This window comes from Arthrobacter sp. HS15c (genome assembly GCF_040812005.1).
Lineage (GTDB): Bacteria > Actinomycetota > Actinomycetes > Actinomycetales > Micrococcaceae > Arthrobacter.
Genome location: NZ_JBFOHM010000001.1, coordinates 426,038 through 449,172, shown reverse-complemented (window position 1 = coordinate 449,172; position 23,135 = coordinate 426,038). Strand labels below are relative to the sequence as shown.

Sequence of the window (23,135 nt, the reverse complement as noted above, 5' to 3'; positions counted from 1 at the left end):
GGGGATCGGCGCCGAGGTTCTAATATTTACTCAACACTTTCTGCACTGAACCCGTGTACGAAGTACCCCCGCACCGCAACCCATGCACGGACCAGTCCCGTAATGACGGGCTGGTCATCAGCTGCAACCCCTACCCGTGAACCCCGCAACCAAGGTAAGAGGCGCACTCATGACCCAGCCCGCACACGATCCGTTCGGCTTTGTTGGCCTGACATACGACGACGTCCTGCTGCTCCCCGGCCACACCGACGTCATCCCCTCCGACGCCGACACCTCCTCCCGGATCTCCAAGCGGATCACGGTGCAGACCCCGCTGCTGTCCGCCGCGATGGACACCGTGACCGAATCCCGGATGGCCATCGCGATGGCCCGCCAGGGCGGCCTGGGCGTGGTGCACCGCAACCTGTCCATCCAGGACCAGGCCGACCAGGTGGACCGGGTCAAGCGCAGCGAGTCGGGAATGATCACCAACCCGCTGACCATCGGCCCTGAGGCCACGCTGGCGGAACTGGACGAGATCTGCTCCCAGTACCGCGTTTCCGGCCTGCCCGTGGTGGATGAGGGCATGCGGCTCCTGGGCATCGTCACCAACCGCGACACGCGCTTTGTGCCTGAAGCCGACTTCCCGCTGCGGCTGGTCAGCGACGTCATGACCAAGATGCCGCTGGTCACCGGCCACGTGGGCATCAGCCGCGAGGAAGCCTCGCACAAGCTGGCCACCAACAAGATCGAAAAGCTCCCGCTCGTCGACGAGCAGGGCCGCCTCAAGGGCCTGATCACCACCAAGGACTTCACCAAGGCCGAGCAGTACCCGCTCGCCACCAAGGACGAGGAAGGCCGCCTGCGCGTGGGCGCAGCCATCGGCTTCTTCGGCGACGGCTGGGAACGCGCCATGGCACTTGTGGACGCCGGCGTCGACGCCCTCTTCGTGGACACCGCCAACGGCCACTCGCAGGGCGTGCTGGACATGATCCGCCGCCTGAAGTCCGACCCCGTGGCGGCGCACGTGGACATCATCGGCGGCCAGGCCGCCACCCGTGAAGGCGCGCAGGCACTGATCGACGCCGGCGCCGACGGCATCAAGGTGGGCGTGGGTCCGGGCTCCATCTGCACCACCCGCGTGGTGGCCGGTGTGGGCGTCCCGCAGATCACCGCCATCTACGAATCCTCGAAGGCGGCCATCCCGGCCGGTGTTCCGCTGATCGCCGACGGCGGCCTGCAGTACTCCGGCGACATCGGCAAGGCGCTGGTTGCCGGCGCCGACACCGTGATGCTCGGCTCCCTGCTGGCAGGCTGCGACGAGTCCCCGGGCGAGCTGATCTTCGTCAATGGAAAGCAGTTCAAGAGTTACCGCGGCATGGGCTCCCTCGGTGCCATGCAGTCCCGCGGCAAGAACACGTCCTACTCGAAGGACCGCTACTTCCAGGCCGACGTCTCCGGCGACGACAAGCTGATCCCTGAGGGCATCGAAGGCCGGGTGGCCTACCGCGGGCCACTGGCATCCGTGGCCTACCAGCTCGTGGGCGGGCTCCGCCAGACGATGTTCTACGTCGGTTCCCCGACCATTCCGGAGCTGAAGGCGCGCGGCAAGTTTGTCCGCATCACGCCGGCCGGGCTCAAGGAATCGCACCCGCACGACATCCAGATGACGGTGGAGGCACCGAACTACGGTTCGCGCTGACCGGCGGTGTCGGTGGTTGAGCTTGTCGAAACCCCGGTTTCGACAAGCTCAACCACCGGGGCCGACCAGCTCAGCCACCGGGCCGAACTAGGCTGTATTCATGCCTGGACCCCGCCATCCCGTTGAGTTGAACCCCAAGCGGGATCCTAAACGGAAGCTCGCCGTGCGGCCTTATGCCCGTGCGGTGGCGCAGGTGCTGCGGGTCAGCTTCCGGGCCTCACCGGCCGCCGTCGTGATGAAAGTGGTCGGATCCCTGATCTCGGCGCTGCTTCCGCTGGTCACCACCTATTTTGCTGCGCTGACCACCACGGCCCTGGCGGCTGCCTACTCCGGAGACACGGCGGCCGGCCAGCAGGCCATTGTCTACGTCATCATCACCGCGGCGCTGGGAATGTTCTGGGGTGCCTTCAGCAGCGTGGACCGCTACATCCAGCAGCTCATGAGCTTCAAGGTCGGCGCCATCGTGGGCGACCTCATGTACGAGCGGTTCCTGGCCCTCGAATTCTGGCGGTACGACGACAAAGAGACCGTTGACCTCTATGACCGTGCCAAGCGGTTCTCTGACTCCTACGCCCGCGTCCTGGACCGCATCGCCGCGATCTTCACCCAGCTCGTGTCGGTGATTCTCGCCGTCGGCGCCCTGCTGCTGGTGAGCTGGTGGATCGCCGTCATCGTCCTGGTCGCGATCGTGCCCAGTGTCTACCTGCAGTTCAAGCTTTCCCGGGAGCAGATCGCCCACTGGAACACGCAGGTGGACTCGCGCCGCCAGCGCCGGATGATCGAGACAAACCTGCTGCGCCCGCAGCACATCGCCGAAATGCGGCTGTACGGCATCGTTGGCTACCTGATGGACTTCCGGTCCCGGCTGCGGGACGCGGACGAGCGCCGCCGGCTGGACTTCCAGAAGCGGTACATCCCGAAGCAGCTTGCCGCCGATGCCCTGCAGTACGGCGCCGAAGTGGTGTCCCTGATCTGGGTGGTTGGGCAGATCATCGCACGCGCCCAGCCGGTGGGCCAGTTCCTGTACGTCCAGCAGATCGTCAGCCGTGCACTCTCCACCGCCAACAACCTGGTGTCGTCACTGAGCTCCATCGACGAGGACCTCGCGAACCTCAAGGACTACGAACTGTTCATGGCGTTGCCCGTCCACTCCAGGCACGCGCCGCCGCTGCTGCAGGCCCCCAAGACCGTGGAGCTGAAGGACATCCGCTTCACTTACACCGGCAGCGACATCGAGGTGATCCGCGGGATCAGCATGACCATCCGGGAAGGCCAGCACATCGCCATCGTGGGGGAGAACGGGGCCGGAAAGTCCACCCTCATCAGGATCCTGGCCGGGCTCTACGCCCCGGATTCAGGGCAGGTAATGCTCGACGGCGTGGACCTCGCCGCCGTCGACGTCACCTCCTGGCACCGCCACCTGGCGGTGCTGAGCCAGGAGTTCCTGAAGTACGAGTTCGCCACCGCAGCGGAGAACATCTACTTCGGGGACGTCGATTCGGCGAAGGACGACGGCCGGATCCGGCGGTCGGCGGAAGATGCCGAGGCGCTGGAGTTCATCAACAAACTGCCCAACGGCCTGGACAACCACGTCAGCAACTGGATGGAGGATCCGCGCGGACGGAAGGGCAGCGGGCTCTCGGGCGGCCAGTGGCAGCGGCTCGCCATGGCCAGGAACTTCTACCGCAACGCCACGTTCATGGTGATGGACGAGCCCACCTCGGCCATCGATGCCCTCGCCGAGCACCGCATCTTCACAAGGCTGTTTGCTGACCGCAGCAGCACCATCATCGCCATCAGCCACCGCCTGGCCACCATCGAGAAGGCTGACATCGTGTACATGCTCGAAGACGGCCGCATCGTGGAGCAGGGCACCCATAAGGAGCTGGTGGCGCTGCGCGGCCGCTACTTCAGGATGTTCGAATCGCAGTTGACACCGTTGGAGGATAACCTAGACCAGTGACTTACGAGATCGAGATCGGCCGTGGCAAGCGTGGGCGTCGTGCCTACTCCCTGGATGACATTGCGATTGTCCCTAACCGTCGTACCCGCGACCCCAAGGACGTTTCCGTGTCGTGGCAGATCGACGCCTATAAGTTCGACATGCCTGTCATCGCCGCCCCCATGGACTCGGCCATGTCACCGCAGACAGCCATCGCCCTCGGCCGCCTTGGCGGACTCGGGGTCCTGGACCTTGAGGGCCTCTGGACCCGGTACGAGGACCCGCAGCCGATCCTGGAAGAGATCGGCGCCCTCGAGGACGAGGTCAACAGCCCCGCCGTGACGGGACGGATGCAGGAGCTGTACCGTGCGCCCATCCAGCCCGAACTGATCACCTCGCGCCTCGCCGAGATCCGTGCCGCCGGCGTCACCGTGGCCGGCTCCCTGACCCCGCAGCGCACCCAGGAACACTACAAGACCGTGGTGGCTGCCGGCGTCGACATCTTTGTCATCCGCGGCACCACCGTGTCCGCCGAGCACGTGTCCAAGGACCACGAGCCGCTGAACCTCAAGCAGTTCATCTACGAACTCGACGTGCCAGTCATTGTCGGCGGCGCCGCCGGCTACACCCCGGCACTGCACCTCATGCGCACCGGCGCTGCCGGCGTGCTCGTGGGCTTCGGCGGGGGAGCCACCACCACCACGCGCCGCGCCCTGGGCATCCACTCGCCGATGGCCTCGGCCATCTCCGACGTTGCTGCGGCCCGCCGGGACTACATGGACGAGTCCGGCGGACGTTACGTGCACGTGATTGCCGACGGCGGCATGGGAACCTCAGGCGACATCGTCAAGGCCATCGCGATGGGCGCCGACGCCGTAATGCTCGGCAGCGCACTCGCCCGAGCCGAAGAGGCACCGGGCAAGGGCTGGCACTGGGGCCAAGAGGCCCACCACCTGGAACTTCCCCGCGGCGACCGGGCCAACGTTGGCACCGTCGGCCCCCTGGAGGAAGTCCTTTTCGGGCCGGGCCACCACACCAACGGCACGTCAAACCTGATCGGCGCGCTGCGCCGCTCCATGGCCACCACCGGCTATTCGGACCTCAAGGAATTCCAGCGGGTCGACGTCGTCGTCTCGCCCTACTCAGGAAACTGACGTCCGGCGCGGGCCGGGTGCAGGACCCGGACCCGCCTGCCGAACCGTGCGGCTAGCAAGTAGTGTGGATTACTACCTGCACCAGCGGCATCGGAGGCGTTCCATGAAGAGTGTTCCAAACACCAGCGGCACCCTGGGCCCGGCGGCCCGTGAGCAGTCCATCGCACGGCTCCGGGCCACCACTGACCCCGGCAAGGAACTGGACATCCTCATTGTCGGGGGCGGCATCGTGGGTACCGGCGCGGCCCTGGACGCCGTGACCCGCGGACTCAGCGTGGGAATCGTGGAAGCCAGCGACTGGGCGGCCGGCACCTCGTCCCGGTCCTCCAAACTCATCCACGGCGGCCTCCGCTACCTCGAAATGCTGGACTTCGGCCTCGTCAAGGAGGCCCTGCACGAGCGCGGCCTGATCCTGTCCGTCCTCGCCCCGCACCTCGCCAGGCCAGTGCCGTTCCTGTACCCGCTGACCAAACCGTTCCTGGAGCGGCCGTACGTGGGCGCCGGGATCGCCCTCTACGACGCCATGTCCATCACCGGCGGGCATAGCCGCGGGGTGCCTTTCCACAAGCACCTGACCCGGCGCGGTACCCTCCGCGCCGCGCCCAGCCTCAAGGACGACGCCTTCGTCGGTTCCATCCGGTACTACGACGGCCAGGTCGATGACGCCAAATACGCGGCCAACCTGATCCGCACCGCTGCCCACTACGGCGCCCACGCCGTCAACCAGATGGCGGTGGTGGACTTCCTGCGCGAGGGCGAACGCGTGGTCGGGGCCAAGGTGGTCAACCACGAAGACGGCACGGAGTTCAAGATCCGCGCCAAGCAGGTCATCAACGCCACCGGTGTGTGGACGGACGAAACCCAGGCCATGGTGACCGAACGGGGCCAACTGAAGGTCCGCGCCTCCAAGGGCATCCACCTCGTGGTGCCCAGGGACCGCTTCCAGTCCACCGTGGGCCTGATCCTGCGCACGGAGAAGTCTGTCTTGTTCGTCATCCCGTGGGGGCGGCACTGGATCATCGGCACCACGGACACCGACTGGAACCTGGACAAGGCCCACCCCGCAGCCTCCAGCAAGGACATCGACTACATCCTGGAACGCGTCAACAGGGTCCTGAAGCGGCCCCTCACCCGGGAAGATGTGGAGGGGGTTTTCGCCGGGCTGCGTCCCCTGCTGGCCGGCGAAAACGACTCCACCGCCAAACTCTCGCGCGAACACGTCGTGGCGCACCCGGTGCCGGGCCTCGTGGTGGTGGCCGGCGGCAAATGGACAACGTACCGGATCATGGCCAAGGACGCCGTAGACGAAGCCACCCGCACCATGGACGAACGCGTGCCGCCGAGTTGCACGGAGACCATCCCGCTGCTCGGTGCCAGCGGCTTCAAGGCTGCCTGGAACCGGCGCAACCGGACGGCTGAGGAATCGGGCGTCCACGTGGCACGGGTCGAACACCTGCTCAACCGCTACGGATCGATGGCGCCGGAAGTGCTCGCCATCATCGCGGAGAGGCCTGAGCTGGCGGAGCCGCTGCCCGGCGCCGACGACTACCTCCAGGCCGAGGCCGTGTACGCCGCCACCCACGAGGGTGCCCGGCATGTCCACGACGTCCTGACCCGCAGGACGCGGATTTCGATCGAGGCGTGGGACCGTGGTGTCTCCGCGGTTCCGGTAGTCGCTAAACTGATGGGTGAAGTCCTTGGCTGGAGCGATGTGCAGCGCGAAAGCGAAATCAAGCACTACATTGCACGCGTAGAAGCCGAGCGGCTGAGCCAGCAGCAACCCGATGATGAATCCGCCGACGCCGCACGAATGGGCGTCGACGACATCGTTCCCTTGCGCTGAGGGGCTCCTGCTCCAGCATTCTCGCCTCACTGAAGGGACACGCCTTGGCGGAACCACTTGACCGGTACGATGCCGAACTCACCACGCCCGAAATGGTGATCCTCGAGCTTGAGGCATCGGACAAGGTGGACGCAGCATCGCAGCTCGCTGCGCGTCTTTTCGCCGCCGGCAGGGTGACGGACCTGCCGGGCTTCCTGGAGCACGTCCACGCCCGTGAGCACCAGCTGGCCACAGGCCTGCCGGGCGGCATCGGCCTGCCGCACGCCCGGAGCGAATTCGTGTCCCGGACCTCCATCGCCGTCGGCATCACCAAGTACGGGCACGCACTGGACTTCGGCGCCACCGACGGTCCGGCCACCGTCATTCTCCTGATCGCGACGCCGGCGAGTTCCTTCTCGGACCACCTGGAGGTACTGGCCACCCTGGCCCGGTCGCTGTCCAAGGAATCGTTCCGTGAGTCCCTGCGGCGTGCCTACGACCCCGAAGTTATCGCCGAGCTCATCAACTCCAGCCTGGTCTTCTTCGACCACTGAGATTGGGACCAGAGCCCTGCGTTTAGTTGTTCTACGGCGGAACGAAGTACGGTTAAGGGGTGTGGAAAACAGCCCTCAAACCCCGATGGATCGCAGGCCTGGTGTTCGCGATTGCCGTTTCCGGGGTCTTCGTCCTGCTCAGCCAATGGCAGTTCGGCAGGTCCACGCAAGCCGAGATCCCCGTCAACCCCGCCACCGAGACGGCACAGTCGTTGACCGGCACGCTCCAGCCCGGAGAATTTTTCCATGGCTCCGTGGCGGACCAGATGGTCACCGCAGTCGGGACCTACGACGCCGACAAGCAGGTCCTGATACCCGGACGACTGCACAACGGCGAGTCCGGCTACTGGGTGGTGACGGCCTTTGCCGTCAACGGAGCGCCCGTCCTCAGCGGCGCCGGCGCCTCACCGGAAACCTGGATCCCCGTGGCCCGCGGCTGGGTGGCCGATCCCGCAGATGCTGCCGGACCGCCGTCGGGCACTGTTGAACTGACCGGACGGCTCCTGCCGTCCGAGGCGCCCTTGCCCCAAACGGCTCCCGGCCCGGGGCGGGCCACGGCGGTGTCCGTGGCCGAACTCATCAACTACTGGGACGTCAGCAGCTACCCCGGGTTCATCGCGGCCACGGAAGAAGTGTCAGCCGGAACAGACCTCAGCGCCGGGGCCACGGACAGTGCGCTCAAGCCGCTGAACATCGGACCCCAGCCGCCCGCCCAGAAGATCAACTGGCTCAACCTCTTCTACTCCCTGGAGTGGGTGGTCTTCGCCGGCTTTGCCCTGTTTATCTGGTGGCGCCTGGTCAAGGACGACTACCGCCGGACCCTCGAGGACCAGCACGACGGCGGCGACGGCACCGACGGCGCCCACGACCACCTCCCAGCCCCCACACCTTCTGAACCGACCCAACAAAAGGTACAGCCATGATTGAACCCAAACCTGCCATGCAGGCACAGCCGTCCGGTGACAGCAGCCAGACCAGCGGCGGAGCGGCCAACAAAGGCAAAAAGCGCCGCTTCGGCGGCACGGAGCAGCAGATCCGCTCGGCCCTGAAGTTCTACAAGGTGCTCGCATACCTCACCGGCGGCATGCTGCTGCTGCTGTGCGCCGAGCTCATTGCGCGCTACGCCTTCGGCCAGTACCTCTTCGCCGGCGGGACCAACGCCGTCACGGGAGAGCCGTTCGCCCTGGGGTTCGCCGACGCCGAACCCAAGGGCGTCCTCGGCGGGGTCAACATCTCCGTCACGGTGCTGATCGTCCACGGCTGGATGTACGTTGTGTACCTGATGTCCAACTTCCGCCTCTGGTCGCTGATGCGCTGGCCGTTCGCCAAACTCATCCTGCTGGCCCTGGGCGGCGTTATTCCGTTCCTGTCCTTCATCGTGGAGAAGAAGTTCCACGCCGAGGTCGAGGCGGAGCTGGCAGACAACCCGCAGGCACCCCAGCGCTACTAGGGCGGCGGCGCCCAGGCTGTCCCGCCATCGGACGTTCACTCCGTCACACCGGCGGCCCTGGATGTGCGGCGGGGCAACCGCGCAAAGTAGGCTAGTACGGTGACTACTCCCACTGCATCCCAGACTTCCCAGAAGCCGGTGCTGGTTGTTGACTACGGTGCCCAGTACGCGCAGCTTATTGCCCGCCGCGTCCGGGAAGCGAATGTGTATTCGGAAGTGGTTCCGCATACCTACAGCACCGAGCAGCTCCTGGCCAAGAACCCCGCCGCCATCATCCTGTCCGGCGGTCCGTCCAGCGTCTACGCTGACGGTGCACCGTCTGTCGGCGCCGACCTCTTCGAAGCCGGGATCCCGGTCTTCGGCATCTGCTACGGCTTCCAGGCCATGGCCAACGCCCTCGGCGGAAAAGTCGACAAGACCGGCCTGCGCGAGTACGGCTCCACCCAGACCACCATCCTCGGCGAGGGCCGCTCAGTGCTCGAGGGGATGCCGCAGCACCAGAACACCTGGATGAGCCACGGCGACTCCGTGCACGAGGCTCCGGAAGGCTTCGAAGTGCTGGCCACCACCGCCGGCGCCGAAGTGGCAGCCTTCGCCAACGAGGAAAAATGCCTCTACGGCGTGCAGTGGCACCCGGAAGTGAAGCACTCGGCCTACGGCCAGCAGGTGCTGGAGAACTTCCTCTTCAAGGGCGCCAAGCTGGAACCGAACTGGACCACGGGGAACATCCTCGACGAGCAGGTGGAGCGCATTCGCCAGCAGATCGGCGACGCGAAGGTCATCTGCGGCCTCTCCGGCGGCGTCGACTCCGCAGTGGCCGCGGCCCTCGTCCAGCGCGCCGTGGGCGACCAGCTGACCTGTGTGTTCGTTGACCACGGGCTTCTGCGCGAAGGCGAAGCCGAGCAGGTGGAACGCGACTTCGTCGCCGCCACCGGCGTTAAGCTCTACGTCGCCAACGAGCAGGAGCGCTTCCAGGCCGCCCTGGCCGGAGTCAGCGATCCGGAGACGAAGCGCAAGATCATCGGCCGCGAGTTCATCCGCGCCTTTGAAGAAGCCGAACTGGCCATCATCGCCGAGGCAGCCGCACACGGCGAAAAGATCAAGTTCCTGGTCCAGGGAACCCTGTACCCCGACGTCGTCGAATCCGGCGGCGGCGAAGGCGCAGCCAACATCAAGAGCCACCACAACGTGGGCGGCCTTCCCGAGGACCTGCAGTTTGAGCTCGTCGAGCCGCTGCGGGCACTGTTCAAGGACGAAGTCCGGGCCGTCGGCGCCCAGCTGGGCCTGCCGCAGGAAATCGTCGGACGCCAGCCCTTCCCCGGGCCCGGCCTCGGAATCCGCATCGTCGGCGAGGTGACCAAGGAACGCCTGGACCTGCTCCGCAAGGCGGACGCCATTGCCCGCGCCGAGCTGACTGCTGCCGGGCTGGACAACGACGTATGGCAGATGCCGGTTGTCCTGCTGGCCGACGTCCGCAGCGTCGGCGTCATGGGCGACGGCCGCACCTACGGCCACCCGATCGTCCTCCGTCCGGTTTCCTCCGAGGATGCCATGACGGCGGACTGGTCACGGCTGCCCTACGACCTCCTGGCCCGGATCTCCAACCGGATCACCAATGAGGTGGAAGGCGTTAACCGCGTTGTGCTGGATGTGACCAGCAAGCCGCCGGGAACCATCGAATGGGAATAACCGCATAACAGTGGCCGGTCTCCGTTACGGAGGCCGGCCACTGGTCGTTTGAGGGGAATTACTCCGCAATTTGGCATGATCAGTGTTGCGGTCTCTCACTACGGCATCTTTCCGGCTACGCTCGAAAGTATGCCGGTATGGTCCAGGGCGTCACGTGAAAACGCAGAAAAGAAGGCAGTAGTGTCAGTTGGTCAAGGCCACCCGGAGGGCTCCGAGGAGTTCAGGAAATGGCTGTCCGGTCTTAAGCCCGTCACCGGGGCAGACACCATGCTGCGCTTCACCAAGACCCCTGAAGGTTCCATCGACCTGACCCACGCCCACCCGTCAGGCCTCGCCCAGCTGATGGCAGGCCGGCGCACGCGGCTTTCCACCCTGATCCGGGACCGCCAGCAGTACGTGGTCGCGGCCCGCGCATCACGGAACATCCGCTCCAAGATCTTCGAACTGGGCAATGACCGCGGCATCGACGCTGGCTACCTGTCCGCCGGCACTGTGGTCTGGACGTCCGCCGTCGGGGGCAAACCGCAGCGGATTTCCGCCCCGGTCATGCTGACCGCGATCTCCCTGACAGTGCGCCCCGGCGAAGATGACTACGAGCTGCAGCTCACGGAACAGGCACACATCAACCCGGCGCTGGTCCGTCACCTGAAGAACATCCACGGGATCGTCTTCGACGTCAACGCGGTGACCCGCCTGGCGTACAGCACCGCGCGCTTTGACCCCCAGCCGGTGCTTGACCGGCTGGCTATGCTGATCAGGCCCATCCACGGTGCCGAGGCGCAGCACAACCTGCTGGTCTCCACCTTTGCCGACCTGTCCGGGAACCTCGATGACCCCTGGATCAACGAAGCGAACCCGCTGGTGGCTGCCCTGGCCACCGCCGCAAGCGGTGCAGTCGTGGACGTGGACGAACCGGACCCCTCGCGCTTTCCCGGCGTGGACCAGCGCCACCCTCAGGATGAACTGCTCCTGCTCGACGCCGACGCGGACCAGCAGTACGTGCTTGACGCCGCCCGGGCCGGTGATTCCCTCCTGGTCAGCAGTCCGCCAGGAACCGGCCAGACGCAGACCGCCATCAACACCATCGGCGCGCTCGTGGATGCCGGCAAAACCGTCCTGGTGGTTGGCGACCGGCGTGCCAGCCTCAACGAGGTGTCGGCGCAGCTGGAGACCCTCGGCCTTGAATCCATCCTGTTCCAGCTCTCCGGCACCGCCACTCCGCAGCAGTTCAAGGCACAGCTGGTGCGCGCCATCGTCCGGAACGAGAAGTCCCTCCAGCCCCAGCTCGGGAACCTGCATAAGACCCTCACCGAACACCGGCACGCCCTGACGGACCACGTTGCGTCCCTCCACAACGTGCGGCAGCGCTGGGGGTGCTCGCCCTATCAGGCCATGCAGTCACTGGCCGAACTGACCTCCATCCAGCCTGCCCCGGCCACTACTGTCCGGCTCAAGCGGAGCGTCCTGGACAACATCAGGGACCGCAACGAACTCGCGGGCCGGCTCCACCGTGCCGCCGAACTCGGCAGTTTCAGCCGTGCGTCCACCACCAGCCCCTGGCACGGGGCCAGGCTGCTCACCCGCAAGGAAACGGAAGAAGCCCAGCAGCTGGCCCGCTCCGTGGAAGAAACCCTGCCGGTCCTGCGGGACCGCATGAACGCCGTGGCGGAGCACGCCGAGATCCGCCTTGGCCTGTCATTTGCCGAATGGGGCGAGCAGCTTGAGCTCCTTATGGCGGTGCGGGAAAGCCTGGACAAGTTCACCCCGGACATTTTCGACCGGCCCGTCCATGACCTGATATCGGCGACCGCATCCTCGGCCTGGCGGCGTGAGCGGAACATCGACATGGCGTCCATGCAGCGCTCCCGGTTGCGCCGCGTGGCGAAGGAATACGTCCGCCCCGGGGTCCACATCGCGGACCTCCACAGCTCACTGCTGCTCGTGCAGGAACAGCGCGCACTGTGGTCCGGCTACGCCACAACGCAGCGCCACCCCGCCGTGCCGTCCGGGCTGGCGGAGATGAACATGATGTACCGCTCTCTGGACCGTGAACTGACGGAGCTGGGGGAGGCCCTGCGGCACACCGAGGCGGGCGGTTCCCTGGCAACCACGCCGTACCCGGAGCTGATGGAACGCCTCGAGCGGCTGGTCGCGGACACGGACACCCTGAAAACACTGCCGGAGCGCACGCTGCTGGTGGAGAACATGCGCGAACACGGCCTGGGTGAACTGCTCACCGACCTCGCCGAGCGGGAGGTCCCGGCCGGATCCGTGGCCGCGGAGCTTGAACTCGCATGGTGGCAGTCCGCGCTGGAAGCCATGATCAGCGGCGACGACTACCTCGCCATGTCCGACGGTGACGCCCTCCGGCAGCTGGAAGCTGAATACCGGCTCGCCGACAACGCGCATATTGCCAGCGGCGCAGCGCGGCTCCGCTGGGACCTGTCCGAGCGGTGGCGCGCAGCCATCGGCGAGAACCCGCGCCAGGCCGCCCTGCTGCGAAGTCTGCTCAAGGACGGGCGGGTGACCCTTGCCGCGCTGACCGCCCAGGCGCCGGCGCTGGTGCCCATGCTGGTGCCTGTCTGGTCCGTGAGCCCGTACCTGATGACCGGGCTGCTTCCGGCGGAGCAGCGTTTTGATGCCGTGGTTGTCCTGGACGCCGAGGCAACGTCGCTCCAGGCGGTCCTGCCAGCCATGGCCCGGGCCAAGCAGGTCATTGCATTCGGCGATTCCCGGATTGCCAGCCCGCGCACTTTCACCGTCGGAGTGGAACGGCTCGCGGCCGGCGAAACGGCCCACCAGCGCGTGGAGAGCGCCTTCTCCGCACTGTCAGCCGTGCTGCCGGTCTGGCGGCTGAACTTTGTGTACCGGGCCGTGGACGAGGACCTGGTCCTCCAGCTCAGCAAGAATTTCTACGACGGCGGCCTCCGCCGGCTGCCGGAGGGCCAGTCCGCCACAGGCCTGGACAGGGCCCTGCTGGTTGAGTACCTGCCGGACGGCACCGGGCTGCCGAGCGCCGACCACGAAGGTGTTGAATCCGTCGTGGCAGAGGTGAACCGGGTGGTGCACCTTGTCTTCGAACATGCACGGCTCCGCCCGCGCACGTCCCTCGCCGTTGTCACGGCCAGCCTGAGGCACGCGGCCAGGATCGGCGAATCCATCCGGCTGCAGCTGCCCAACCACCCCGGCCTTGCCGGGTTCTTCGGCGCAGGTCCCGAATCCTTCCGCGTCGTGGACCTTGAACGTGCACAGGGCCTGGTCCGGGACCACGTGATTTTTTCACCCGGCTTCGGACGGACGCCGCATGGCCGCGCCCTGCACAATTTCGGTCCGTTGTCCGCCGAGGGTGGCCGGGAAAAGTTCGCCCTGGCCATGACCCGGGCGCGCCGGTCCCTGCACGTCCTGACCTGCTTCCGGCCGGAAGACCTGGACCACACCAGGCTGGCCCACGGCGCCGTCGACCTTTACGAGCTTCTGGACCGGGAGATTGCCGGGAACACCAACCTCGGCACCCCTGCCTCCCGGGCGGCCGCCAGCGAGCAGGCGCTCGGAGCGGATCCGCTGGTTGCTGACCTCGGGGACCGCCTGCGTGCCCGCGGCGCGCGCGTCTGGCACCAGTACGACGGCGTCATCGACATGGTGGCCGCAGCCGACCCGCTCAGCACCATGGGCCAGGACGACCCCGAGACGCCGTGGCCGGTGGCCATCGAATCAGACGGCACCGACCAGTACCGGACCATGAGTGTCCGGGAGCGGAGCCGGCTCCGGCCGCAGCTCCTCGAGCGTATGGGCTGGCGGTACATGCCACTGTGGACCATCGAGGTCTTCACCGACCCTTCGGCGTGCGCTGACCGCATTGCCGGTTACCTGGGCCTGGAGAAAGTGGTCCTGCCGGGCCGGGCCACGGCATCCGCAAATTTCTTCGACGACGACGTGGACCCGCTCTCACTTGAAGCCTATGGGAGCCTCAGCCGGGAGGATGACCTTCCCAGCCGGGCTGACCACACGCGGCAGGGACAGCCTGCTGCGCCGGAAAACTACCAGAACCGGGCGGCACGTCCGGATGAGGAGGAGGCGGTCCGCGTGGCCCCAACACACAACGCTGACGCCCGCGCCGGCGGAGAAGCCGCCGACGGCCAGGTGCCAAGCCAGGGCACAGGCCAGGAAAACGCCCGCGAGGAAGCCAAAACGCCTGCCCCGTACGGCCAGGCTGCCACCGGAACAGAGGGCATCCTGCCCAACAAAGCCGCGGAGGACGACCCCCGGCGCTGGGGCGATGGCCCCGATGACGACCACGACGCATGGCTGAAGGAACAGAAACCGCCGCACTGGGGGTGATGGACCGGCGCCCCACCGCGCCATGGGCCTCACCAGCGGGCGCGGGCGGGTCACCCCGCCGACGGCCCCTCGTGTCACCCTCACGGCGGCCCGACAAGGACGAAAAACAGTTTGCCTTGCGTGGAGGCGCCTGCCAGCCGTGCAGCCTGTCCGGGGTCGGCCGCCACCACGATGAGGCCGTCTGTCTCGCCTGTTCCCAGCCATTCTCCGGTTTTACCGCCCTGGCCCGAGGTCCAGAGCACTGGCACGGCCGTCGCCAGCACTTCCGAGGCAGCCTGCTGGTCGTAGCCGTTCGCGGACGTGAGCACCACGTTGACCAGCTGCCCCGGTGACACGAGCTGGATGGAGGAAGCGTCCGCCATCCGCAGCGGCACAGCTGCAGAACCCGGCGGAGTCCCCGCAAGCAAACCGGGGCCCAGCAGCTGGGTGTCCGTCAGGAGCTGCCCTTTGCGGAGCGGGGCTGCCAACTGCTTTCCCGCTGCCTCGGAGGTGACCTGAAGGGATCCGGCGGCGATCATGCCCGGCGGAACCTGTACTTCGGCCACGTCCGAGGGCGCCAGTGTGGAACCGGTCGGAAGGTCCCGGGCCGCGGCGAGGGCCGTCACCGAATACGCAGGCGCCGGAGTGAGCTGATGGACCGCCACGGCGGCTGCAACGCAGAGCAGGAACGCTATGGCGAGACGGCGGTTGCGGGCCAGCCACGGGCCAAGCCGACGGCCCGGCGGTCGGCCAGCCGACAGCGGACGCGCACCACGTGACGGACGCCCGGGCTCAGGGTTCTTTCGGCTGGTGGGAGTTCTTCGATGAGGGCGAAACAGTGTGGCGGACATGGGCCCACGCTATTTCGGGCCGGACACAGAGAACAGACCGGTCTAAGGCTATGTGGACAACCGGACCGGGCAGCGCTGAGGATGTCGCGGCAATGCGGGGCCTGGGAACAGGCCTGGCGCGTCAGCTTGCGGCAGCGGCCGTGGCGGGGGCGGGTGCCGGCGCGGCGGGCGCCGACGGGGCGGCCGAAACCGTGCTTCCCTTGGCATCCCGGGAGTCGGTGCGGTAGAAACCGGAGCCCTTGAAGACCACGCCAACACTGTTGAACTTCTTGCGCAAGGTGCCCTGGCACTCGGGGCAGGACGTCAGTGTGCTGTCCGTGAACGACTGGACAATATCGAAGGCATGGCTGCAATCCTTGCAGGCGTACGCATACGTTGGCACTGGTGCTCCTCCTCTTGGACAAACGAGAGGTCCCGTGCTGCCAGGACGAACGTTTCCGTCCATTAGCAGTCGCAGGGCCTGAGTGCCAATTCTATCATCCCCGCCGGGGAGGCTGGCCGGCGTCGGAAGTTAGGCCCGCTCCGGGCCCAGGTGAACCAGCCCCGAGGGAGTGAGGGCGTCCGGTACTTTCCGGTCGAAGTCCTCGGCGGGAATGCTGCCGGCAGGCAGTACCTCCCGGTCGTACACGATCGCCGCCGAGGGAAGGCCGGGCCGGACGCCGTCGAGCGCATCGAGGAAAACGTCGTAGTAGCCACCGCCTTGTCCGATGCGGTGGCCGTTGTGGTCCAGGGCGGTGGCCGGCAGGAAGAGCCCGGAGACGCCGGCCATCACGTCGAGCCCGTGCCGGGTCCCCGCCGGCTCAAGGATGGGGGCAAACGTGCTGCGGACGAGCTCCCCGCCCGGTGCCCAGAACACCCAGCTGAGCCGGCGTCCGGCTTCGCAGACCGGCAGCAGAATCCTGTGGCCCCGGCCGTGAAGAGCATCAATGAGCGGGCCTGTGGGCGGCTCGAAACCCACGCCGAGGTAAACGCAAAACGTCGACGGCCTCCCCGGGGAAAGATGGTCAGCCCAGTCGAGGCCGTGGCGCGCTATGCCGGCACCGGCCGCCTCGCGGGCGGCGGGGTCCATGGCGGCGCGGACAGCCCGGTGCAGTGCACGGATCTCTTCCTTGGCTGAGCTGCTGCCAGCAGTCATAGTGGCTGCTCCTCCTGTTTGTCCCGGCCGGGTTTCTCCCGTCCAATAATTACTGTCTGTATGTTCCCTCCGCTAGATTAGTCCGGTGACTACCACTAACCAGACAGTACGCAAGGCCGTCATTCCCGCTGCGGGACTCGGCACCAGGTTCCTGCCTGCCACCAAGGCCATGCCGAAGGAAATGCTCCCGGTAGTCGACAAACCGGCCATCCAGTATGTCGTTGAGGAAGCCGTCAAGGTTGGCCTTAACGACATCCTGATGATCACCGGCCGCAACAAGCGCGCCCTCGAAGACCACTTCGACAGGGTCCCGGCACTCGAAGCCACCCTGGCGGACAAGGGTGAGACAGCAAAACTGTCATCCATCCAGGCCGCCAGCAACCTCGGTGACATCCACTACGTCCGCCAGGGCGACCCCAACGGCCTTGGCCACGCGGTGCTTCGTGCCAAGCAGCACGTTGGTTACGAACCGTTCGCCGTCCTGCTGGGCGATGACCTGATAGACGCCCGGGACGAACTGCTGAGCACCATGATCGACGTCCAGGCGAAAACCGGTGGCTCGGTTGTGGCCCTGATCGAGGTGGAACCGTCCCAGATCAGCGCCTATGGCTGCGCGGACATCCAGGAAATCGACGGCGAAAGCTATGTCCGGATCAACGAGCTGGTGGAAAAGCCCGACGTCGCAGATGCGCCCTCCAACCTCGCCGTCATTGGACGCTACGTCCTGCACCCTGCGGTCTTTGAGGTGCTCGAACGCACCGGACCGGGGCGCGGCGGCGAGATCCAGCTCACCGACGCCCTGCAGGAACTGGCTGCCGGCGACGGGGAAGGCCACGGAGTCTACGGCGTCGTGTTCCGTGGACGCCGCTACGACACCGGTGACAAGCTCAGCTACCTCAAGGCCTGCGTCCAGCTGGCCATCGACAGCGATGACCTTGGTCCCGGTCTGCGCGAGTGGCTGCCCGGTTTCACCGCCGGCCTCTCCCACTAACGCACCGTGCGCGCAGGCCCCATCTGGCCCGTCACGCTGGAGTGCGGCGACCTGGTACTGCGTCCCATCCGGTACCGGGACAGGAAGGAATGGACCGAAGTCCGGGGGCGCAACAGCGAATGGCTTGCTCCGTGGGAGGCGTCCAACCCGGCGCCCGGGGGAGGCCTGCCCGATTACCGGCAGATGGTGCGGTCCCTCAAGATCCAGGCCGCGCAGTCGACGGCACTGCCGTTCCTCATCACCGAGCGGCGGCCCGGCGCGGCGGCTCCAGCCATAGTTGGCCAGCTGACCGTGTCATCCATTGTGTGGGGCTCAGCCATGATGGCAACGCTCGGGTACTGGGTGGACCAGGGGCGGGCAGGACATGGCATTGCGCCTACGGCCGTGGCCCTGGCCACGGACCACTGCTTCCAGGTTTTGGGGCTGCACCGCATGGAGATCAACATCCGTCCGGAGAACGGGCCCAGCCTGAGGGTGGTTGAAAAGCTGGGCTTCCGGGACGAGGGTTACCGGCCCCGTTTCCTGCATATCAACGGCGAGTGGGCCGACCACCGGACCTTTGCCCTGACCTCGGAAGAAGTCCCTGACGGGCTGCTGCCCCGGTGGCTGGCCTCCCGCCAGTCCTGAGTCCCGGGCCGTCATAATTCCATTGATTTGCCACGTTGCCGACGACACACCGTGGCTAATGCCGCAGGGGCTGACTTAATGCTCATACGGTTTTGATTGTGGACTTCCCCCTTAGCAGCTCAGTGATCCTTGTGGTTGCCGTTGTGCTCTGGATTGTCTGGGTTGCCCCGTATGTTCTCCGGAACCGCCGGCACCAGTTTCAGGCTGCAGGTGAGATGACGGCGGACGCACCAGCTACTGACTCATCGGACCCGAGAGCCGGGACGGTCATGAACATCACCGCCCAGCAGGAGAAAGCCATGGACATCAGGAAGAGCCCCGCTGCCGCAGCAGGCGCCGGCGCAGCGGACACCGCCGCACCGGAGCCCGGCGACAGGCCGGCGCCGAGTGGATTCAAGATCCGCTACGGCCGCACGGCACTCGCCCTCGCGGCCCTGGTCTCACTCCTGACCGCGCTCATTGCCGGCATGCTTCTCCCGTTTGGACTGGGCAGCGGGCTGCTGCCGGTTTCTGCCTTCCTGGTGGCCTTCGGATCGCTGGCATTGCTCCGCGGCCTGGCAGTCCGTGACCGCAGGAAAAAGGTCAACGCCGCGTTCCGTGCCGCTATGGGTTCGCCGGCCCGCCGACACAGTGAGCCGGAGCGGACTCCCCTCAACACACCCAAGCCTGCGTCCCAGCCGGAACGGCCCCTGTTCGACGCCGAGGCCCACCAGCCCAAGGCCAAGCCGCTGACCGCCGCTGAACTGCGCGAAGCTGCACTCGCCGTTGCCCTCGAGGCCGGCGACACCAGCGCCAGGACCGCGGTGGACGCTGGATCTGCCGGTGAAACCTGGGAGCCTGTTGAGGTTCCCAAGCCGGTTTACGTCGAGGCCGCGAAGGCCGAACGGCCGGCACCCGAGCCCCTGGACCTCCCCGAGGCACCCAAAGCCGTCGGGAAGCCGTCACTGAAGCAGGGCACTGTCGCCGCACCCGCTGCCGGACCGGCGCCGAAGCCGCTGACCAAAGCCCAGAGCGCACTGAGCAACCTCGACGACGTCCTGCAGCGCCGGCGCGCCTGACACCCTGGAGGCCACCGGCGTTACCGCCGCAGGGGCATTTGCGGTCCCGGTTGGTAAAGTGGCCGGAAAATTTGTAGCCTAGGGTCACCGGCCCCGCGGCTCCCACCGGAGAGCGGGCTGTTCCGGGGCTATAGCTCAGTTGGTAGAGCGCTTCGTTCGCATCGAAGAGGTCAGGAGTTCGAATCTCCTTAGCTCCACACCATGGCTGCCTGATCCAATCGGGATCTTCGGCGCCTGAACTCCCTGGATTGGACAGAGTCAATGAGTTTGATCCGGCTGAACGACGTCAGCGTCAGTTTCGACAAAACCCCTGTGCTCCGTGAAGCATTCTTCCGGCTCGAACCGGGGGACCGCGTGGGCCTCATCGGCAGGAACGGATCGGGCAAGTCCACCATCCTCAAGCTCATCCTCGGGCAGGTTGCCCCGGATGCCGGGAGCATAAGCCTGGACCCCGGCGTCACCACCGCCTACTTCTCACAGTTCTCGGAACTGAATGGCGAGTCGAGCATCCTTGAGGTCCTGGACGGGCTGTTCGCCCACATCAAGGACATTGAAGCGGAACTGGCGGCCATCGACGCCGCCATAGCAGCGGGCCCGGGGGACTCCCAGCTGGACGGCCTGATCCACCGCCAGTCGGAGCTCTTCGAAGACATGGACCGGCTGGACGGCTGGGACTACCAGCGCAGCATCGACAAGGTGCTCACCACACTGGGCTTCAGCGACGCCCACCGGGCCTGCTCCATCGATGAACTCTCCGGTGGTTGGCGGAACCGCGCCGCGCTGGCAAAGATCCTGCTTGAGGCCCCTGACGTGCTCCTCCTGGACGAGCCCACCAACTACCTCGACGTCGCCGGGGTCGAATGGCTGGAAGGCTGGTTCCGGACCTTCAAGGGCGCCGCGATCGTCGTCTCGCATGACCGGACCTTCCTGGACGCCGTTGTCACCCGGATCGTGGAGGTGGAGAACTTCCACCTCCACGAATATCCGGGCAACTTCGCCGAGTATGTCGTGGCAAAGCAGTTCCGGCTCAAGAGCCTGGAAAGCCAGTTTCTGCACGAGTCCGAGCTGCTGGCGTTCGAAGCCGAAGGCATCTCGGACCGCCGTGAGGCTGCCAAGGCGGCGGGCAAGGGGCTCGCCAACCAGTTGGCCAAGATCAAGAAGTCGCGTACGCCGAGGCCCGTGGACCAGATCATCACGGAGATCTACGGCGGCCTGTACGTCAAGGATGTGCTCTGCAGGGTGGATTCGCTCGGCAAGGCCTACGACGGGCGGACGCTGTTCCAGGACCTGAGCTTCGAGATCGGCCGCGGGCACCGGATCGCCGTGATCGGCGCCAACGGCAGCGGCAAGTCCACGCTGCTGCGCGCCCTCACGGGCGAGGAGCCCGCCGATTCGGGTTCGGTCACCTGGGCGAAGGGTGCCGGCATGGTTTCCTACAACCAGGTGCTTGAAGAACTTAACGACGACGACACGGTCACCCATGCGGTCAATGCGATGCCGGACAGCCTGGCACTGACGGCGACGAAAAAATCCGTTCACCGGTTCCTGGCGATGTTCCAGTTTTCGGACGCCGACCTCAAGCAGCGGATCGGCAACCTCTCCGGTGGCCAGCGTGCCCGCGTGGCCATGGCCCAGTGCCTGCTCTCCGGAGCCTCGGTCCTGCTGCTGGACGAGCCCACCAACCACCTGGACCTCTCCAGCACGCAGGTGATGGAACGTGCACTGCTGCATTTCCCCGGCGCCGTCGTCGTGGTCAGCCACGACCGGTTCTTCACTGACAAAGTCGCCAACCGCCGTCTTGTCTTCACTGAGGACAGCGCGGACATCGGCGTTCACGCGGCCTAACTTCCGGAGACGCCCTCCGGAACCGCCCCGCTAGTGGATTCCACCCGCACCAGGCCTGACAGGCGGCGGGCAATCCCCGCCATCACCTCCGGAACGTCCGCAGCACCCGGGATGCTGGCGCCCTGCCAGGCCACCGTGGCGCGTTCCCAGTGAGGGGCGTGGGCGCTGACCACGAACAGCGTCCTGCCCTGCTCGCAGAGGGCTTCGACGGCATCCCCGAACCGGCGCCACGCTGGTGCCTCTTCCGCCGAAACGGCTTCGGGGTCAGGAACACCGTCAATGACCCACGTGGAGTGCCGGTCTACCAATGTCCGGTAGTCCGCGCGCGTTGCGGCGCCGCCGCAGAGCTCGGCGAAGCCGATCCACAGCAGTTCCGGTTCAGCGTTCCTGGCCGTGAGCGGCACGGCGCCGGGCGTCACCGTGCGCCGCTGGGCGGCCGACGGCGGAAACAGGCCGTAGGTGCCCAGCTGGTGCTCTGTGCCGGGAGTGATGATCCGGCCATTCACCAGCGCCGGTGCCGGCCCGCCGTCGGCCGCCGAGGCCGGCATCAGAGCCAGCCCTTCTTCTTGAAGATGCCGTACATCAGGCCAGCTGTTCCGGCCATCAGCGCGATGGCCATCGGGTAGCCCACAGCCCAGTGGAGCTCAGGCATGTGGTCGAAGTTCATCCCGTAGACGCCGGCCACGAACGAGGGCGCAAAAAAGATCGCGGCCCATGACGAGATCTTCTTGACCTGTTCGTTTTGCTCGGCGCTGGCCTCGTTCTGGCGGTTGGCTGTGAGTGTCCCGTCCAGGGTCAGGGCGTTCTGCAGGAGGTCCCGGAACGAGTCGGCGCGGGAGATGACCCGCTCCACATGGTCCTCCACGTCCCGGAGGCTGTGCTGCAGTTCCGTCTCCACGCCGTATTTCTCGAAGCCGCGCTTGAGCTGCTGCATCATGCCCGGCAACGGGTGGATCGCCCGCTGGAACTGGATGACCTCCCTGGCAAGCTCGTAGATCCGCCGGGAGACCGTGCTGTCGCCGCTGAACAGCTGGTCTTCGATCTCGTCGATGTCGTTCTCGAGCCCGGCCACCACCGGGGCGTAATCATCAACCACTTTGTCCAGCAGGGCGTAGAGGACTGCTTCCGGGCCGTGCTTGAGAAGGTCGGGCCGGGATTCCAGCCGTCTCCGCACGGTGGCCACGCCTGCCATTTCAGCATGCCGGACAGTGACCACAAAGTTCCTGCCGGTGAAGATATGGAGCTCGCCGAATTCCACGGTTTCGGTGGCATCAAGGTAGCGGGCAGGCCGGAGCACAGTGAAGAGGTTGTCCTCGTACCGCTCCAGCTTGGGACGCTGGTGCGCGGAGATGGCGTCCTCCACGGCCAGTGCGTGAAGGCCGAATTCACTGGCGACGGCCGACATCTCTGCCGCCGTCGGCCGGTACAGCCCGATCCAGGCCATCCCGCCGTGCCCGGCGAGCGTCTCGAACGTCTGTTCCAGGGATTCCGGTTCCGCGCTGCGGACACCGTCCACGTAAACGGCGTTGTCGATGATGGTCATGGGAGGGAGCGGCCCGTCTGTACGGAAGGGTGCCGGGGGTTCAGGACATGGCTCCGATGATCGCGCCGGCAACGGTCATTGCCAGCAGGTCGTGGCCGGAGTCGATGAGGGTGACGGCCACGGGGCGGCCGGCGAAGCCATTGTGGATCACATGGCCGCCGGCGCGGAACACCAGGGCGAGGACGAACGCAAAGAAGCCTCCGGCCAGCGCATTGTCCAGGCCCAGTTTGCTGATCAGGACAGCAAGCAGGATGGCTGTCAGGGCCGCGGCCACCATCATGGGGACCCAGATGCGGGCGCCGCCGCTGATGTTCTTCAGGTCCTCTTCCGTCTTGCCAATGGCGGCCATCCACCGGTTGCCCAGCACGGCGGGCAGGTACCAGACGAAGCCGATAGCCATGCTGGCGACGAAGGCAAGCAGCACGGCCAGCCAATTGATCTGCGAGATATATGAGAGCCAATCCATGCTCGAAAGC

The 23,135-nt window shown here is 66.4% G+C and carries 19 protein-coding genes and 1 tRNA gene; 14 read left to right on the top strand and 6 right to left on the bottom strand.

Annotated features, from left to right (window positions below; all coding sequences use genetic code 11):
• The first annotated feature begins 169 nt into the window (after positions 1–169).
• The 9 genes from guaB to ABV518_RS01995 all read left to right on the top strand — a co-directional run bounded on the left by guaB (position 170) and on the right by ABV518_RS01995 (position 14,630).
• A complete protein-coding gene (guaB, locus tag ABV518_RS02035; protein WP_131131368.1) occupies positions 170–1,681 on the top strand; it encodes an IMP dehydrogenase in 1,512 nt (503 codons plus the stop codon).
• A gap of 100 nt (positions 1,682–1,781) precedes the next feature.
• Positions 1,782–3,644, top strand: coding sequence for an ABC transporter ATP-binding protein (locus ABV518_RS02030; RefSeq protein WP_367765166.1), 1,863 nt, complete (start codon positions 1,782–1,784; stop codon positions 3,642–3,644).
• On the top strand, positions 3,641–4,777 hold the full coding sequence (locus ABV518_RS02025) for a GuaB3 family IMP dehydrogenase-related protein (protein ID WP_367765165.1): 1,137 nt from the start codon (positions 3,641–3,643) through the stop codon (positions 4,775–4,777). Before ABV518_RS02030 ends, ABV518_RS02025 begins: the two co-directional genes overlap by 4 nt.
• 103 nt (positions 4,778–4,880) lie before the next feature.
• On the top strand, positions 4,881–6,620 hold the full coding sequence (locus ABV518_RS02020; protein ID WP_367765164.1) for a glycerol-3-phosphate dehydrogenase/oxidase: 1,740 nt from the start codon (positions 4,881–4,883) through the stop codon (positions 6,618–6,620).
• A 44-nt stretch (positions 6,621–6,664) separates the two neighbouring features.
• Positions 6,665–7,153, top strand: coding sequence for a PTS sugar transporter subunit IIA (locus ABV518_RS02015; protein WP_131131374.1), 489 nt, complete (start codon positions 6,665–6,667; stop codon positions 7,151–7,153).
• 59 nt (positions 7,154–7,212) lie between these two features.
• Positions 7,213–8,076: an SURF1 family protein gene (locus tag ABV518_RS02010; protein ID WP_367765163.1), complete on the top strand. Its 864-nt coding sequence runs from the start codon at positions 7,213–7,215 to the stop codon at positions 8,074–8,076.
• Entirely contained in the window at positions 8,073–8,603 is a 531-nt protein-coding gene (locus tag ABV518_RS02005) for a DUF3817 domain-containing protein (RefSeq protein WP_367765162.1), read from the top strand. The genes ABV518_RS02010 and ABV518_RS02005 overlap by 4 nt, the downstream gene beginning before the upstream one ends.
• Positions 8,604–8,702: 99 nt before the next feature.
• Complete coding sequence (guaA, locus tag ABV518_RS02000) at positions 8,703–10,292, top strand: glutamine-hydrolyzing GMP synthase (RefSeq protein ID WP_131131377.1); 1,590 nt, start codon at positions 8,703–8,705, stop codon at positions 10,290–10,292.
• 129 nt (positions 10,293–10,421) lie between these two features.
• Positions 10,422–14,630 carry an AAA family ATPase gene (locus tag ABV518_RS01995; RefSeq protein WP_367765161.1) on the top strand — a complete coding sequence of 1,403 codons (4,209 nt, stop codon included), beginning with the start codon at positions 10,422–10,424 and terminating at the stop codon, positions 14,628–14,630.
• 80 nt (positions 14,631–14,710) lie between these two features.
• On the opposite strand, the gene ABV518_RS01990 is transcribed toward ABV518_RS01995, so the two are convergent.
• The 3 genes from ABV518_RS01990 to ABV518_RS01980 form a co-directional block, all read right to left on the bottom strand.
• Complete coding sequence (locus ABV518_RS01990; RefSeq protein ID WP_367765160.1) at positions 14,711–15,274, bottom strand: RcpC/CpaB family pilus assembly protein; 564 nt, start codon at positions 15,272–15,274, stop codon at positions 14,711–14,713.
• 307 nt (positions 15,275–15,581) lie between these two features.
• Positions 15,582–15,842: an FmdB family zinc ribbon protein gene (locus ABV518_RS01985; protein ID WP_131131380.1), complete on the bottom strand. Its 261-nt coding sequence runs from the start codon at positions 15,840–15,842 to the stop codon at positions 15,582–15,584.
• A 129-nt stretch (positions 15,843–15,971) separates the two neighbouring features.
• The gene (locus tag ABV518_RS01980) at positions 15,972–16,595 is read right to left on the bottom strand and encodes a 5-formyltetrahydrofolate cyclo-ligase (protein ID WP_367765159.1); all 624 of its coding nucleotides are present in this window, start codon (positions 16,593–16,595) and stop codon (positions 15,972–15,974) included.
• Between the two features lie 85 nt (positions 16,596–16,680).
• Here ABV518_RS01980 and galU point away from each other — a divergent pair, with 85 nt between their 5' ends.
• The 5 genes from galU to ABV518_RS01955 all read left to right on the top strand — a co-directional run bounded on the left by galU (position 16,681) and on the right by ABV518_RS01955 (position 21,116).
• Positions 16,681–17,586, top strand: a complete 906-nt coding sequence (gene galU / locus ABV518_RS01975; protein ID WP_367765158.1) for a UTP--glucose-1-phosphate uridylyltransferase GalU — start codon at positions 16,681–16,683, stop codon at positions 17,584–17,586.
• 6 nt (positions 17,587–17,592) lie between these two features.
• Complete coding sequence (locus ABV518_RS01970; RefSeq protein WP_367765157.1) at positions 17,593–18,213, top strand: GNAT family N-acetyltransferase; 621 nt, start codon at positions 17,593–17,595, stop codon at positions 18,211–18,213.
• Between the two features lie 98 nt (positions 18,214–18,311).
• A complete protein-coding gene (locus tag ABV518_RS01965) occupies positions 18,312–19,271 on the top strand; it encodes a hypothetical protein (protein WP_367765156.1) in 960 nt (319 codons plus the stop codon).
• 124 nt (positions 19,272–19,395) lie between these two features.
• Positions 19,396–19,468, top strand: a tRNA-Ala gene (locus tag ABV518_RS01960).
• Positions 19,469–19,532: 64 nt separating this feature from the next.
• Complete coding sequence (locus tag ABV518_RS01955; protein ID WP_367765155.1) at positions 19,533–21,116, top strand: ABC-F family ATP-binding cassette domain-containing protein; 1,584 nt, start codon at positions 19,533–19,535, stop codon at positions 21,114–21,116.
• On the opposite strand, the gene zapE is transcribed toward ABV518_RS01955, so the two are convergent.
• Genes zapE through ABV518_RS01940 form a run of 3 tightly spaced genes read right to left on the bottom strand, consistent with a single transcriptional unit; the run spans position 21,113 to position 23,125 of the window.
• Complete coding sequence (gene zapE, locus ABV518_RS01950; protein WP_367765154.1) at positions 21,113–21,664, bottom strand: AFG1/ZapE family ATPase; 552 nt, start codon at positions 21,662–21,664, stop codon at positions 21,113–21,115. The two genes, ABV518_RS01955 and zapE, sit on opposite strands and share 4 nt — an antisense overlap.
• A complete protein-coding gene (corA, locus tag ABV518_RS01945; RefSeq protein WP_367765153.1) occupies positions 21,664–22,659 on the bottom strand; it encodes a magnesium/cobalt transporter CorA in 996 nt (331 codons plus the stop codon). Before corA ends, zapE begins: the two co-directional genes overlap by 1 nt.
• A 40-nt stretch (positions 22,660–22,699) precedes the next feature.
• Entirely contained in the window at positions 22,700–23,125 is a 426-nt protein-coding gene (locus tag ABV518_RS01940; RefSeq protein ID WP_367765152.1) for a DUF1761 domain-containing protein, read from the bottom strand.
• Between the last annotated feature and the right edge of the window lie 10 nt (positions 23,126–23,135).

Coding starts and splice junctions, on each gene's coding strand:
- guaB (WP_131131368.1), top strand. CDS start 170: ATGACCCAGCCCGCACACGATCCGTTCGGCTTTGTTGGCCTGACATAC.
- ABV518_RS02030 (WP_367765166.1), top strand. CDS start 1,782: ATGCCTGGACCCCGCCATCCCGTTGAGTTGAACCCCAAGCGGGATCCT.
- ABV518_RS02020 (WP_367765164.1), top strand. CDS start 4,881: ATGAAGAGTGTTCCAAACACCAGCGGCACCCTGGGCCCGGCGGCCCGT.
- ABV518_RS02005 (WP_367765162.1), top strand. CDS start 8,073: ATGATTGAACCCAAACCTGCCATGCAGGCACAGCCGTCCGGTGACAGC.
- ABV518_RS01995 (WP_367765161.1), top strand. CDS start 10,422: ATGCCGGTATGGTCCAGGGCGTCACGTGAAAACGCAGAAAAGAAGGCA.
- ABV518_RS01980 (WP_367765159.1), bottom strand. CDS start 16,595: ATGACTGCTGGCAGCAGCTCAGCCAAGGAAGAGATCCGTGCACTGCAC.
- ABV518_RS01955 (WP_367765155.1), top strand. CDS start 19,533: ATGAGTTTGATCCGGCTGAACGACGTCAGCGTCAGTTTCGACAAAACC.
- zapE (WP_367765154.1), bottom strand. CDS start 21,664: ATGCCGGCCTCGGCGGCCGACGGCGGGCCGGCACCGGCGCTGGTGAAT.
- corA (WP_367765153.1), bottom strand. CDS start 22,659: ATGACCATCATCGACAACGCCGTTTACGTGGACGGTGTCCGCAGCGCG.
- ABV518_RS01940 (WP_367765152.1), bottom strand. CDS start 23,125: ATGGATTGGCTCTCATATATCTCGCAGATCAATTGGCTGGCCGTGCTG.